11 protein-coding genes are annotated in these 13,600 nt (G+C 73.0%); 5 read left to right on the top strand and 6 right to left on the bottom strand.

The genetic code is table 11. The features are described 5' to 3' along the window. Window positions 1–23: 23 nt before the first annotated feature. Window positions 24–1,712, bottom strand: a complete 1,689-nt coding sequence (locus tag ACZ56U_RS15285) for a thiamine pyrophosphate-binding protein (protein WP_469084485.1) — start codon at window positions 1,710–1,712, stop codon at window positions 24–26. Further along, window positions 1,709–2,677 (bottom strand): agmatinase, encoded by a 969-nt coding sequence (speB, locus tag ACZ56U_RS15280; protein ID WP_469084484.1) that lies wholly within the window; start codon window positions 2,675–2,677, stop codon window positions 1,709–1,711. Before speB ends, ACZ56U_RS15285 begins: the two co-directional genes overlap by 4 nt. Window positions 2,678–2,812: 135 nt before the next feature. On the opposite strand from speB, the gene ACZ56U_RS15275 reads away from it, so the two are divergent. Then, a complete protein-coding gene (locus tag ACZ56U_RS15275; protein ID WP_469084483.1) occupies window positions 2,813–4,276 on the top strand; it encodes a PucR family transcriptional regulator in 1,464 nt (487 codons plus the stop codon). 62 nt (window positions 4,277–4,338) lie between these two features. Further along, window positions 4,339–5,127 carry a phosphatase gene (locus ACZ56U_RS15270; protein WP_469084482.1) on the top strand — a complete coding sequence of 263 codons (789 nt, stop codon included), beginning with the start codon at window positions 4,339–4,341 and terminating at the stop codon, window positions 5,125–5,127. A gap of 22 nt (window positions 5,128–5,149) precedes the next feature. Here ACZ56U_RS15270 and ACZ56U_RS15265 read toward each other — a convergent pair whose 3' ends face one another. The 4 genes from ACZ56U_RS15265 to ACZ56U_RS15250 all read right to left on the bottom strand — a co-directional run bounded on the left by ACZ56U_RS15265 (window position 5,150) and on the right by ACZ56U_RS15250 (window position 8,957). Further along, complete coding sequence (locus ACZ56U_RS15265; protein WP_469084481.1) at window positions 5,150–6,127, bottom strand: cation diffusion facilitator family transporter; 978 nt, start codon at window positions 6,125–6,127, stop codon at window positions 5,150–5,152. A gap of 5 nt (window positions 6,128–6,132) precedes the next feature. Next, the gene (locus ACZ56U_RS15260; protein ID WP_469084480.1) at window positions 6,133–7,005 is read right to left on the bottom strand and encodes an acyl-CoA thioesterase; all 873 of its coding nucleotides are present in this window, start codon (window positions 7,003–7,005) and stop codon (window positions 6,133–6,135) included. A 35-nt stretch (window positions 7,006–7,040) separates the two neighbouring features. Next, complete coding sequence (locus ACZ56U_RS15255; RefSeq protein ID WP_469084479.1) at window positions 7,041–8,198, bottom strand: acyl-CoA dehydrogenase family protein; 1,158 nt, start codon at window positions 8,196–8,198, stop codon at window positions 7,041–7,043. 165 nt (window positions 8,199–8,363) lie between these two features. Beyond that, a complete protein-coding gene (locus tag ACZ56U_RS15250) occupies window positions 8,364–8,957 on the bottom strand; it encodes an SACE_7040 family transcriptional regulator (RefSeq protein ID WP_469084478.1) in 594 nt (197 codons plus the stop codon). Window positions 8,958–9,044: 87 nt separating this feature from the next. Here ACZ56U_RS15250 and ACZ56U_RS15245 point away from each other — a divergent pair, with 87 nt between their 5' ends. Genes ACZ56U_RS15245 through ACZ56U_RS15235 form a run of 3 tightly spaced genes read left to right on the top strand, consistent with a single transcriptional unit; the run spans window position 9,045 to window position 13,599 of the window. Continuing rightward, window positions 9,045–10,661 carry a carboxyl transferase domain-containing protein gene (locus ACZ56U_RS15245; RefSeq protein WP_469084477.1) on the top strand — a complete coding sequence of 539 codons (1,617 nt, stop codon included), beginning with the start codon at window positions 9,045–9,047 and terminating at the stop codon, window positions 10,659–10,661. A 14-nt stretch (window positions 10,662–10,675) separates the two neighbouring features. Continuing rightward, window positions 10,676–12,670: an acetyl/propionyl/methylcrotonyl-CoA carboxylase subunit alpha gene (locus tag ACZ56U_RS15240; RefSeq protein WP_469084476.1), complete on the top strand. Its 1,995-nt coding sequence runs from the start codon at window positions 10,676–10,678 to the stop codon at window positions 12,668–12,670. Then, window positions 12,667–13,599: a hydroxymethylglutaryl-CoA lyase gene (locus tag ACZ56U_RS15235; protein ID WP_469084475.1), complete on the top strand. Its 933-nt coding sequence runs from the start codon at window positions 12,667–12,669 to the stop codon at window positions 13,597–13,599. Before ACZ56U_RS15240 ends, ACZ56U_RS15235 begins: the two co-directional genes overlap by 4 nt. Window position 13,600 lies beyond the last annotated feature (1 nt).

Here is a 13,600-nt window from a genome sequence, read left to right as displayed (position 1 = left end):
GCCCCACACCCGCGCGGTGCGGGTCAGCTCCGCAGATGCGTCGGCGCGAACATCCGCAGCACCGCGGGGAGGACGACCACCGACGGTCCGGGCTCGCCCAGCGCCTTCGCCAGGTCCGCCTGAAGCGTCTCCGGGGTGGTCCGCACCCCCGGGACCCCGAACGACCGTGCCAGCGCCGCGAAGTCCGGGCGGCTCAGCTCGGTGCCCGTCGCCTCCCCGAACGCGTCGGTCATGTACTCGCGCAGGATGCCGTAGCCGCCGTCGTCGACGATCAGCCACGTCACGTCGAGGTCGTACTGCCGTGCCGTGGCCAGTTCGGCGATCGAGTACAGCGCGCCCCCGTCGCCGGACACCGCCAGCACCGGCCGGGTCGGGTCCGCGACCGCCGCGCCCAGGGCCGCCGGGAAGCCGTAGCCGAGGCCGCCGGCGCCCTGCGCGGAGTGCAGGAGGTTGGGTCCCTGGGCGTCGAAGGCCGACCAGGCCCAGTAGGCGAGGATCGTCATGTCCCAGAAGGACGGGGAGCCGGCGGGCAGCGCCTTGCGGACGGACGCCAACACGTCCTGTTCCAGGGTGAGTTCCTGGGCGGCGATGCGGTCGGAGACCTTCGCGAGGACGGAACGGACCCGCTCGGCGGCCTCCTCGTCCTGCCTCGGCGACACCGTCTCCAGCAGCGCCTGCAACGCCAGTCGCGCGTCCGCGTGGACACCGAGGGCGGGGTGGTTGGACTCCAGCTTGCCGAGGTCGGCCTCGATCTGGATCACCCGGCCGCGCGGCTTGAACGTGTGGTAGTTCGAGGAGAGTTCGCCGAGCCCCGAGCCGACCACCAGGAGGACGTCGGCGTCCTCCAGGAAGTCCGTGGTGTGCCGGTCCTCCATCCAGGACTGGAGGGACAGCGGGTGCTTCCAGGGGAACGCGCCCTTGCCGCCGGGGGTGGTGACCACCGCGGCCTTCAGGACCTCCGCGAGCTGCCTCAACTTGCCGGACGCGTCCGCCCGTACCACTCCCCCGCCCGCGATGATCGCCGGCCGGGCCGCGTTCGAGAGCAGGTCGGCCGCCACCGCCGTCAGTTCGGGGCGCGGCGGCAGTTCCTCCGGGAACGCGTCGCCGCCCGTGACGACCGGGAGCACCGTCTCGGCGAGCAGCACGTCCTGCGGGATCTCCACCCACACCGGCCCGTGCGGGGCCGTCAGCGCCGACCTCCAGGCCGCCTCGATCGCGGAGGGGATCTGGGACTGGCTGCGGACGGTGTGCACCGACTTCACCACGCCCCGGAACGAGGCCGCCTGGTCCGGGAGTTCGTGCAGATAGCCGTGGCGGCCGCCGCCCAGCCCCGCGGTCGGGACCTGGCTGCTGATCGCCAGCACGGGAGCGGAGGCCGCCGCCGCCTCCTGGAGCGCGGCCAGGGAGGTCAGCGCCCCCGGCCCCGTCGACAGCAGCAGCGGCGCCGCCTCGCCGGTGATCCGGCCGTACGCGTCCGCCGCGAAGCCCGCGTTGTTCTCCATCCGCAGTCCGACGTAGCGCAGGCCGGACCGCCGCAGCGCGTCGAACATCCCCAGCGCGTGCTGGCCCGGCAGTCCGAAGACCGTGGTCGTGCCGAGCGCGGCGAGGGTCTCCACGACCAGGTCTCCGCCGGTGCGGCCGGCAGGGGGGTGCAGCGCGGCGGCGGTCTGCGCCTGCGTCGGACGGAGCACCAGGTCGTGGTCGTGAGTCACTGCGCGCGGGCCTCTGCAATCTGGCGGGACATGATCGTGGTCAGTTCGTACGCCGTGTGGGACGCGGCCACCGACGTGATCTCCGCGTGATCGTACGCGGGGGCCACCTCGACGACGTCCGCCGAGACCAGGTTGCACCCGGCCAGCCCGCGCAGGATCTCCAGCAGCTCCCTGGACGTCATGCCCCCGGCCTCCGGCGTACCCGTGCCGGGCGCGTGCGCCGGGTCCAGGCAGTCGATGTCGATGGAGATGTAGAGCGGCCGGTCGCCGATGCGCTGGCGGAGCTGGTCGGCGACCTCGTCGGCGCCCCGGCGGTAGACGTCCGCGGACGTGACGATGCCGAAGCCCATCTTCGCGTCGTCGGTGAGGTCCTGCTTGCCGTAGAGCGGACCGCGCGTACCCACGTGGGAGAGCGCCTCGGTGTCGAGGATGCCCTCCTCCACGGCCCGCCGGAACGGGGTGCCGTGCGTGTACTCGGCGCCGAAGTAGGTGTCCCAGGTGTCGAGGTGGGCGTCGAAGTGCAGCAGCGCCACCGGACCGTGCTTCTTGGCGACCGAGCGCAGCAGCGGCAGGGCGATGGTGTGGTCGCCGCCGAGGGTCATCAGGCGGGCGCCGGTGGCCAGCAGGTCGTCGGCCGCGGCCTCGACCGTCTCGACGGCCTCGTTGATGTTGAACGGGTTCACCGCGATGTCGCCGCCGTCCGCCACCTGTGCGAGGGCGAAGGGGGAGGCGTCCTGCGCCGGGTTGTACGGCCGCAGCAGCCGGGACGCCTCGCGGATCGCGTTGCCGCCGAAGCGGGCGCCCGGCCGGTAGGAGACACCTGAGTCGAAGGGCACGCCGACCACGGCGACATCGGCCCGGCCGACCTCGTCGAGGCGGGGCAGCCGGGCGAAGGTCGCGGGTCCGGCGTACCGCGGGACACGGGAGGAGTCGACGGGGCCGCGGGGCGTCTCGTTGCTGGTCATGAGGTACTGCCTTCTTTCCTGCGCGCCGTCGCGCACGGAGCGATACACGTCATCGCCACACTAGGTGGCCGCGCCGAGCCTGCGAAGTGTACGTTTCATCCATTCAGGCGGTACGGAGTGAAGGAAACGCACATCATGTCGGATCCCGCGGTCCCGCCCACTCCCCCGGTGCCCCTCGCGGCACTCCTGGCCCGTGAGGACCTCGCCCTGCGGCAGATCGCGGGGCCCCGCGACCCCGCCACGACGATCCACTGGGCGCACGCCTCGGAGATGGCGGACCCGTACCCGTATCTGCTGGGCGGCGAGCTGCTGCTGACCGCCGGCGTCCATGTCCCGCAGGCGCAGGCGGCGGGCTCGGGGAGCTACTTCGCCGACTACGTCTCCCGGATCGTGGCGGCGGGCGGCGCGGCCCTCGGCTTCGGCGTGGCGCCGGTGCACGACACGGTGCCGACAGCCCTGGTGGCGGCCTGCGACGCGGCCGGCCTCCCGCTCGTCGAGGTCCCGCCGCGGACCACCTTCTCCGGGGTGGCCCGCGCGGTCTGGCAGCTCATGGCCCAGGCCCGCCTCGCCGAGCTGCGCCGGGTCACCGAGGCCCAGCAGAGCCTGGCGGCGGCGGCCTCCCGCCCGGACCCGGTGCCGTCCGTGCTGCGCCGGCTGGCCCAGCGGGTCGGGGGGTGGGCCGTGCTGTACGGGCCGGAGGGGACGGAGGTCGCCTCGGCGGGCCGGGCTCCCGGCGACGCCGTGCGCGACGCGCTCGCACAGCTGCCGCAGATCGTCAACGGCCGCGCCTCCTCGACCACCACCGCCACCGACACCGTCGCCGGCACCCATCTCGCCGCCTACGCGCTCGGCCCGGGCCGGGGGTTCGTGCTCGGGGTCGCCTCGCCCGAGGGGGTGCCCGGCGACCACACCATCGCCTCCGTCGCCGCCGTCCTGCTCTCCCTGCTCACCGGCGAGCACCAGAGCGGCTCCGGCGCGGCACGGTCCTTCGCCCTCGTACGGCTGCTGCTGGGTGCCCCGCCGGAGGAGGTGGCCGGGCTGCTGGGCGGCGGGCGGTGGGTCGTCGTGCACGCCCGTCCCGACGCGCAGGCGCCCGACGCCGTCGCCGCCTCGGGGCTCGGGGCCGCGCTCGGGTCGCCGCTGGTGGACCTGGCGGACGACGTCGTACGGGTCCTGGTGCCGGCCGACCGGGACACCGCGGCGCAGCCCGGCTGGACCCTCGGCGTCAGCGCCCCCGCCGCTCCGCGCGACTGGCCGTCCGCCGACACCCAGGCCGCCCGCGCCCTGGCCCGCGCCCGGGCGACCCGCACCGCGCTCGTCCGGCACGGCGCCCGCCCCGCACTCGCCGCACTGGTCCCGCCCGACGCGGCGGCGGCCCACGCCCGCACGCTCCTCGCGCCTCTCGGGGGCCAGGCGGCGCTCACCGACACCCTGCGCACCTGGCTCTCCCTGCACGGCAGTTGGGACCGCACCGCCGTCGCCCTCGCCGTGCACCGCAACACCGTCCGCCAACGCATCGCCCGTTGCGCGTCCCTGCTGGAGGCGGACCTGGACGACCCCGACGTACGCATGGAGTTGTGGTTCGCCCTGCGGCAGTGACCCGCGTCCCAGCGGCCGGTCCGCCCGGCACGCTCGCGGCCCTCTGCCTCACAATGGGCAGCATGCCGATACCCGGGACCCCCAGCCGCGCCGAGCTCGTCGACCACCTCGTACGGACCCGCATCGCGGGCGATGTCGCGACGCCCCGCGAGAACAACCTCTCCCACTACCGTCAGCTGGCCAACGGCGTCCGCAACTTCTGGCTCGGCCTGGAGCTCGGCGACCGCTGGAGTGACGAGCAGGACGTGCTCGCGGTGATGGCGGAGCGGGTGGGCGTCAACGACGACCCGGAGTACCGGTACGGCCAGGACACCATCGACCCCGAGCTGACCGTGGACGGCCTGGATCGCATGGCGGCACGGCTGCGCAAGGCCGCCGACGGCCGGCAGCGCGTCCTGTTCGCCACCGGCCACCCCGGCGGGCTCCTGGAGGTCCACCACTCCACGGCCGCCGCGCTGCGGGCCGCCGGCTGCGAGATCGTCGTCATCCCGGAGGGGCTCCAGACGGACGAGGGGTACGTCGTGCAGTTCGCGGACGTGGCGGTCCTGGAGCACGGGGCCACGCTGTGGCACACCCACTCCGGCGAGCCGATGAAGGCGATCCTGACCGGACTGGAGCGCGCGGGCCGTCCGCTGCCGGACCTGGTCGTCGCCGACCACGGCTGGGCGGGTTACGCCGGTCAGCACGGCGTCGACTCCGTGGGCTACGCCGACTGCAACGACCCGGCGCTCTTCCTCGCCGAGGCGGAGGGCACCGTCCAGGTGACGGTCCCCCTCGACGACCACGTCGTCAGCCCCCGCCACTACGACCCGATGACGGCGTATCTGCTGGCGGAGGCGGGGCTGGCGTAGGGCGGCGGGCCGGACCCCGGCGTCACGGCCAGGGATTCAGCCCCTGCGTCCGGTCCTGCGCGTACCCCGGTGTCGGGTCCAGGTACACCCGGCTCACCTCGGGGAACGTCGCCCGCAGCCGCAGCTCGGCCTGTTCGCAGGCCCACTCGATCTGGGCCGCCGTCGACACGTCCCGGAAGTCGACCTTGGCCGCGACCAGCGCCTCGCGCGGCCCCTGGACCAGGGTGGTCAGCTCCAGCACGGCCTCGATGTGCTCCACCGCCAGCAGCTCGGCCCGGATCCGCTCCCGCATCGGCTTCGGCAGCGGCCGGCCGATGAGCAGCTCGGCGTTGGACCGCCCGAGCACCCACGCCACGTAGAGCAGCAGCAGCCCGATGAGCAGCGAGGCGATCCCGTCCCAGACGCCGGAGCCGGTGAGCTGCCCGCCGAGCAGGCCGCCCGCGGCGAGCAGGAGCCCGATGAGCGCGGCGGAGTCCTCCAGGACCACGGCCTTCACGGCGGTGTCGGGTGTGTGGCGCAGATAGACCCGGAAGGGCGCCCGGAACCTGGCCGCCTCGCCCCGCGCCTGCTTGACGCCGGTCCGCAGGGAGTAGCCCTCCAGCAGGAAGGCGACGCCCAGGACGACGTACGACACGAGCGGGTCGCCGAGTTCCTCGCCGGTGACGAGGGTGTGGACGCCGTCGTAGAGGGAGAAGACCGCGCCGCCGACGAAGGTGGCGACGGCGGCGAGCATCGCCCAGATGTAGCGCTCGGGCCCGTAGCCCAGCGGATGGTCCTCGTCGGCGGGTTTCTCGCTGCGTTTGAGCGCGGTGAGCAGCAGCACCTCGGTGACGGTGTCGGCGACGGAGTGGGCCGCCTCCGACAGCATCGCGCTCGATCCGCTGATGACACCGGCGACGGCCTTGGCCACCGCGATGCCGAGATTGGCGACGGCGGCGACGATCACCGTGAAGGTGGACTCGCCGCCGCCGTCGTCCTCAGAAGTGCTGCCGCTCGTCATGCCCTTCAGTTTTCCCGAGGTGAGCGGACCACGCCTTCCTGGATCACCGAGATGGCGAGCCGTCCGTCCCGGGTGTAGATGCGCGCCTGGCCGAGACCGCGGCCGCCGTGCGCGGAGGGCGACTCCTGGTCGTAGAGGAGCCACTCGTCGGCGCGGAAGGGGCGGTGGAACCACATCGCGTGGTCCAGGGAGGCGCCGACGACGTCCCCGACGGCCCAGCCGCCGCGCCCGTGGGCGAGGAGGACCGAGTCGAGCAGGGTCATGTCGGAGACGTAGGTGGCGAGGACGACGTGCAGGAGGGGGTCGTCCGCCAGCTTGCCGTTGGTGCGGAACCAGACCTGGGAGTGCGGCTCGCGCGGCTCGCCGAACTTCCCGTACGGCGGCTCGTCGACATAGCGCAGGTCGATCGCCTCGCGGGCCTCCAGGAACTTCTCGATGACGTCGGGGGCGATGTGGGCGTAGCCGCGCAGCCGGTCCGCGGAGGTGGGGAGGGTGGCCGGGTCGGGGGCGGGCGGCATGGGGGCCTGGTGGTCGAAGCCGTCCTCGTGCCTCTGGAAGGAGGCGGACAGCGCGAAGATCGGCTTGCCGTGCTGGACGGCGACCACGCGGCGGGTGGTGAAGGAACGACCGTCGTTCAGGGGCTCGACCGTGTACACGATGGGGGCGCCCGGGTCCCCGGTGCGCAGGAAGTACGCGTGCAGGGAGTGGGCGAGGCGGTCCTCGGGGACCGTCCGGCCGGCGGCGACGAGTGCCTGGGCCGCGACCTGGCCGCCGAAGACACGGGGGACGATCGCGGGCCGGGAGCGGCCGCGGAAGATGGTCTCCTCGATCTGCTCGAGGTCGAGCAGATCGAGGAGATCCTGAAGTGCCTGACTCATGGAGCCGACGCTACGGGCGGGGATTTTCCGGAACCTTACAGCCCCATGTCCTTGGCGATGATCGACTTCATGATCTCGCTGGTGCCGCCGTAGATGCGGTTGACGCGGTTGTCCGCGTAGAGGCGGGCGATCGGGTACTCGTTCATGAAGCCGTAGCCGCCGTGCAGCTGGAGGCAGCGGTCGATCACGCGGTGCGCGACCTCGGTGGCGAACAGCTTGGCGCTGGCGGCCTCGGCGGGGGTGAGCTCACCGGCGTCCAGGGCCTCCAGGGCGCGGTCGACGACGGCCTCGGCCGCGTCCACCTCGGCCTGGCAGGCGGCCAGCTCGAACTTGGTGTTCTGGAAGGACGCGACGGGCTTGCCGAAGACGGTGCGCTCCCGGACGTACTCCTTGGCGAACCGGACGGCGGCCTTGGCCTGCGCGTAGGCGCCGAAGGCGATGCCCCAGCGCTCGGAGGCCAGGTTGTGGCCGAGGTAGTAGAAGCCCTTGTTCTCCTCGCCGAGGAGGTCCTCGACCGGGACCTTCACGTCGACGAACGCCAGCTCGGCGGTGTCGGAGGTCTTCAGGCCGAGCTTGTCGAGCTTGCGGCCGATGGAGTAGCCCTCGGACTTGGTGTCCACGGCGAACAGGGAGATGCCGAAGCGGCGGTCCTCGGCGGTCGGCGCGGAGGTGCGGGCGCAGACGATCACGCGGTCGGCGTGGACGCCGCCGGTGATGAAGGTCTTGGAGCCGTTGAGGACGTAGTGCGTGCCGTCCTCGGAGAGCTTGGCGGTGGTCTTCATGCCCGCGAGGTCGGAGCCGGTGCCCGGCTCGGTCATCGCCAGGGCCCACATCTCCTCGCCGGAGACGAACTTCGGCAGGAAGCGCTTCTTCTGCTCGTCGGTGGCGAGCATCTTGATGTACGGCAGGCCGAGCAGCACGTGCACGCCGGAGCCGCCGAACTGGACGCCCGCGCGGGCCGTCTCCTCGTACATCACGGCCTCGAACTTGTACGAGTCGATGCCGGCGCCGCCGTACTCCTCGTCCACGCGGATGCCGAAGACGCCGAGCTCGGCGAGCTTGTAGTAGAAGTCGCGCGGTGCCTGGCCCGCGGCGAACCACTCGTCGTAGACGGGTACGACCTCGGCCTCGATGAAGGCCCGGAGGGTCTCCCGGAACGCCTCGTGATCCTCGTTGAACACCGTACGGCGCACCGCCGCACCTCCTTTGCGCCTCAGTCGGCGCCGCTCTCGCGTAGGTGGTTGCTCGCCGTTGGGGTTCCTCAATCGATGGTTGCGGTCCGCACGGCTAAGCGCTTGCTCATCCACCGTACCGGCCGGTAGCGAGAGCCGTCCAGAGGAACCCGTCCGTAACGCTCGTCACTCCCCGGCCGCCGCGAACGCCCCCCGGGCCATCCGGTGCAGCAGAGCGGCCATGGCGCCGCGGCCCGGCAGCGAGCCGGGGCGCCCCAGGTGCGGCGTCGAGTTCAGCAGGCCGAAGACCGAGTGCACGGCCGAGCGCGCCGTGGGTTCCGTCAGCCCCGGGTACACCTCGCGCACGACGCCCACCCACAGCTCGACGTACTGCCGCTGGAGCTGTCGTACGAGCTTGCGGTCGCTGTCGCGCAGGCGGTCCAGCTCGCGGTCGTGCAGGGTGATCAGGGGGCGGTCGTCGAGCGCGAAGTCGATGTGCCCCTCGATGAGCGAGTCGAGGATCTCCGAGGCACCGGAGCCGTCGACCTCCGCCAGACGGTGCCTGGCGCCCCTGAGGAGCTGCTCGCTGATCCCCACCAGGAGCTCGGCGAGCATCGCGTCCTTGCCCGCGAAGTGGCGGTACAGCCCCGGCCCGCTGATGCCGACCGCGGCCCCTATCTCGTCCACGCCGACGCCGTGGAAGCCGCGCTCGGCGAAGAGCCGAGCGGCCTCCTTGAGGATCTGCTCGCGGCGGGTGGGGGCGTCGGTTCTGGTGGCCATGGAGGCAATTCTAGACAGGGAGGTTAGCGCTCGTTAACCTGGACGAAATGCGTTAACGCTCATTAACAAGGTGAGGGGATCGCGAGGATGCATCAGGCACCGGAGCTCCACAGCGCGGCGGACCCCGCGTCGGAGGCCTGGCGGGCCAACGAGCGGGGTCACCGGCGACTCGTCGAGGAGCTGCGCGACAAGCTCGCCGCCGCCCGTCTCGGCGGGGGCGAGAAGGCCCGCGCCCGGCACACCGCGCGCGGCAAGCTGCTGCCGCGCGACCGGGTCGACGCCCTGCTCGACCCCGGCTCCCCCTTCCTGGAGCTCGCCCCCCTCGCCGCCGACGGGATGTACGAGGGCCAGGCCCCGGCGGCCGGTGTGATCGCCGGGATCGGGCGGGTCAGCGGGCGCGAGTGCGTGATCGTCGCCAACGACGCCACCGTCAAGGGCGGCACCTACTACCCGATGACGGTGAAGAAGCACCTGCGGGCCCAGGAGGTGGCCCTGGAGAACCGGCTGCCCTGCCTCTACCTCGTGGACTCCGGCGGCGCCTTCCTGCCGATGCAGGACGAGGTCTTCCCCGACCGTGAGCACTTCGGGCGGATCTTCTTCAACCAGGCCCGGATGTCCGGCGCGGGCATCCCGCAGATCGCCGCGGTCCTCGGCTCCTGCACGGCCGGCGGCGCCTATGTGCCGGCCATGAGCGACGAGGCCGTCATCGTGCGCAACCAGGGCACGATCTTCCTGGGCGGCCCACCGCTGGTGAAGGCCGCCACCGGCGAGGTCGTCACCGCCGAGGAGCTGGGCGGCGGCGAGGTGCACTCCCGGACCTCCGGGGTCACCGACCACCTCGCCGAGGACGACGCGCACGCCCTGCGGATCGTGCGGAATATCGCCGCGACGCTGCCCGCGCGCGGACCGCTCCCCTGGGAGGTGCGCACCCCCGAGGAGCCGAAGGTCGACCCCTACGGCCTCTACGGCGCCGTGCCCGTCGACTCCCGCACCCCCTACGACGTGCGCGAGATCATCGCCCGCGTCGCCGACGGCTCCCGCTTCTCGGAGTTCAAGGCCGAGTTCGGGCAGACCCTGGTCACCGGTTTCGCCCACATCCACGGCCACCCGGTGGGCATCGTCGCCAACAACGGCATCCTCTTCTCCGAGTCCGCCCAGAAGGGCGCCCACTTCATCGAGCTGTGCGACCAGCGCGGCATCCCGCTGCTCTTCCTCCAGAACATCTCCGGCTTCATGGTCGGCAAGGACTACGAGGCGGGCGGCATCGCCAAGCACGGCGCCAAGATGGTGACCGCGGTGGCCTGCACGCGCGTGCCCAAGCTGACCGTCGTGGTCGGCGGGTCCTACGGGGCGGGCAACTACTCCATGTGCGGGCGGGCCTACTCCCCCCGCTTCCTGTGGATGTGGCCCAACGCCAAGATCTCCGTCATGGGCGGCGAGCAGGCCGCCTCGGTCCTCGCGACCGTCAAGCGGGACCAGTTGGAGGCGCGCGGCGAGTCCTGGGCCGCGGAGGACGAGGAGAGCTTCAAGGACCCGATCCGCGCGCAGTACGAGCGTCAGGGGAACGCCTACTACGCGACGGCCCGGCTGTGGGACGACGGGGTCATCGATCCCCTGGAGACCCGGCAGGTCCTGGGTCTGGCCCTGACCGCCTGCGCCAACGCGCCGCTGGGTGACCCCCAGTTCGGCGTCTTCCGGATGTGAGGGACTTCCACACGATGTTCGACACAGTGCTTGTCGCCAACCGGGGCGAGATCGCGGTCCGCGTGATCCGGACCCTGCGCTCGATGGGGGTGCGCTCCGTCGCCGTCTTCTCCGACGCCGACGCCGACGCCCGGCACGTCCGCGAGGCCGACACCGCGGTACGGATCGGCCCGGCACCGGCGGCCGAGAGCTATCTGTCGGTGGAGCGGCTGCTCGACGCCGCCGCCCGCACCGGCGCCCAGGCCGTCCACCCCGGGTACGGCTTCCTCGCCGAGAACGCGGCCTTCGCGCGGGCGTGCGCCGACGCGGGGCTGGTCTTCATCGGGCCGCCCGCCGACGCCATCGCCCTGATGGGCGACAAGATCCGCGCCAAGGAGACCGTCCAGGCCGCGGGCGTCCCCGTGGTCCCCGGCGGCCGCGACCCCGAACTGGCCGACGCCGCCCGGGCCCTGGGCGCCCCGGTCCTGCTCAAGCCCTCCGCGGGCGGCGGCGGCAAGGGCATGCGCCTGGTCCGCGACCTCGACCTCCTGGACGAGGAGATCGCGGCCGCCCGCCGTGAGGCCCGCGCCTCCTTCGGCGACGACACCCTCCTCGTCGAGCGCTGGGTCGACCGCCCCCGGCACATCGAGATCCAGGTCCTGGCGGACGGCCACGGCAACGTCGTCCACCTCGGCGAACGCGAGTGCTCGCTCCAGCGCCGCCACCAGAAGATCATCGAGGAGGCGCCCAGCGTCCTGCTCGACGAGACCACGCGCGCGTCGATGGGCGGCGCGGCGGTCGAGGCGGCCCGCTCCTGCGGCTACCGGGGCGCGGGCACGGTGGAGTTCATCGTCCCGGGCGACGACCCCTCCTCGTACTACTTCATGGAGATGAACACCCGCCTCCAGGTGGAACACCCGGTCACCGAGCTGATCACCGGCCTGGACCTGGTCGAGTGGCAGCTGCGGGTGGCCGCGGGCGAGCGGCTGGGCTTCGGCCAGGACGACGTCACGCTCACCGGGCACGCCATCGAGGCCCGCGTCTGCGCCGAGGACCCCGCGCGCGGGTTCCTGCCGTCCGGCGGCACCGTCCTGCGGCTGCGCGAGCCCCAGGGTGACGGCGTCCGCACCGACTCCGGGCTCAGCGAGGGCACCGAGGTCGGCAGCCTGTACGACCCGATGCTGAGCAAGGTGATCGCGTACGGCCCCGACCGCGCCACCGCGATCCGCAAGCTCCGGGCGGCGCTCGCGGAGACGGTCACGCTCGGCGTGCAGACGAACGCCGGGTTCCTGCGGCGGCTGCTGGGCCATCCGGCGGTCGTGGCGGGCGAGTTGGACACCGGTCTGGTGGAGCGGGAGGTGGCGGCGCTCGTCCCCACCGACGTACCGCCGGCGGTCTACGCGGCCGCGGCGCTGGTGCGGCACGCCGCTCTGGCCCCCGCGCCGGACTCCGGCTGGGTCGATCCGTACTCCGTCCCGAGCGGCTGGCGGCTGGGCGGCGAGCCGGTCTGGACGCCGCACCACCTGCACGCCGCCGGTCACGACGCGCTCGCCGTCCGCGTGCGCAGCACCCCGGGCGGCGGGGTGGAGGTGCTGCTCGACGGCGCGGAGTCACCGCTCGCGGGGCGGCCGCCGACCTCGGTCGCCGAGGGCCGGTTCACCTTCCAGCTCGACGGCCGCACCCACACCTTCAGCGCCCTGCCGGACGGCACCTGGCTGGGCCGCGACGGTGACGCCTGGCAGGTGCGCGACCACGACCCGGTGGCCGCCTCCCTCACCGGCGCCAAGCACGCGGGCGCCGACTCGCTCACCGCGCCCATGCCGGGGACGGTGACGGTGGTGAAGGTCGCGCTCGGTGACGAAGTGGCCGCGGGGCAGAGCCTGTTGGTGGTGGAGGCGATGAAGATGGAGCACGTCGTCTCCGCCCCGCACGCCGGTACGGTCGCCGAACTCGACGTCACCCCCGGCGCGACGGTCGCCATGGACCAGGTGCTGGCCGTGATCGCCCCCCATGAGGAGGCGGCGCCGTGAACCTGCCCATGACGGTCCCCGAACCCGGCCTGCCCGCCCGGGTGCGCATCCACGAGGTGGGTGCCCGCGACGGGCTGCAGAACGAGAAGGGCACGGTCCCGACGGCGGTCAAGGCGCAGTTCATCCGCCGTCTGGCCGACGCGGGCCTGACCACGATCGAGGCGACCAGCTTCGTCCACCCGCGATGGGTGCCCCAACTGGCCGACGCGGAGGAGCTGTTCCCGCAGGTCGCCGACCTCCCGGTGGACCTGCCGGTGCTCGTGCCGAACGAACGCGGCCTGGACCGCGCCCTGGCGCTCAAGGCCACCCGCGTGGCCGTCTTCGCCAGTGCCAGCGAGTCCTTCGCCAAGGCCAACCTCAACCGGACCCTGGACGCGGCGCTCGCGATGTTCGCGCCGGTCGTGACGCGCGCCAAGGAGGCCGGCGTCCATGTCCGCGGCTATCTGTCGATGTGCTTCGGCGACCCCTGGGAGGGCCCGGTGCCCGTCCCGCAGGTGGTGGACGTCTGCCGGGCGCTGCTCGACATGGGCTGCGACGAGCTGAGCCTGGGCGACACCATCGGCGTGGCGACGCCGGGCCACGTCCGGGCGCTGCTGAGCGAACTGACCGGCCACGGCGTGCCCGTGGAGATCCTGGGCGTGCACTTCCACGACACCTACGGCCAGGCCCTCGCCAACACCTACGCCGCCCTCCAGCACGGCGTCACCACGGTCGACGCCTCCGCGGGCGGCCTCGGCGGCTGCCCGTACGCCAAGTCCGCCACCGGCAACCTCGCCACCGAGGACCTCGTGTGGATGCTGCGGGGCCTTGGCATCGACACCGGCGTCGACCTCGACCGTCTCGTCGCCACCAGCGTCTGGATGGCCGAACAACTGGGCCGACCCAGCCCGTCCCGCACCGTCCGAGCCCTGTCCCACAAGGAGCAGTGAC

The organism is Streptomyces sp. NPDC034103 (genome assembly GCF_055575395.1).
The sequence above is the reverse complement of the archived record's forward strand: the minus strand, read 5'-3'. Positions and strand labels throughout refer to the sequence as shown.

Bases quoted from the DNA above. Each gene is read 5' to 3' on its own strand.
- speB (WP_469084484.1), bottom strand. From the start codon at position 2,677: ATGACCAGCAACGAGACGCCCCGCGGCCCCGTCGACTCCTCCCGTGTC.
- ACZ56U_RS15265 (WP_469084481.1), bottom strand. From the start codon at position 6,127: ATGACGAGCGGCAGCACTTCTGAGGACGACGGCGGCGGCGAGTCCACC.
- ACZ56U_RS15260 (WP_469084480.1), bottom strand. From the start codon at position 7,005: ATGAGTCAGGCACTTCAGGATCTCCTCGATCTGCTCGACCTCGAGCAG.
- ACZ56U_RS15275 (WP_469084483.1), top strand. From the start codon at position 2,813: ATGTCGGATCCCGCGGTCCCGCCCACTCCCCCGGTGCCCCTCGCGGCA.
- ACZ56U_RS15245 (WP_469084477.1), top strand. From the start codon at position 9,045: ATGCATCAGGCACCGGAGCTCCACAGCGCGGCGGACCCCGCGTCGGAG.
- ACZ56U_RS15250 (WP_469084478.1), bottom strand. From the start codon at position 8,957: ATGGCCACCAGAACCGACGCCCCCACCCGCCGCGAGCAGATCCTCAAG.
- ACZ56U_RS15270 (WP_469084482.1), top strand. From the start codon at position 4,339: ATGCCGATACCCGGGACCCCCAGCCGCGCCGAGCTCGTCGACCACCTC.
- ACZ56U_RS15240 (WP_469084476.1), top strand. From the start codon at position 10,676: ATGTTCGACACAGTGCTTGTCGCCAACCGGGGCGAGATCGCGGTCCGC.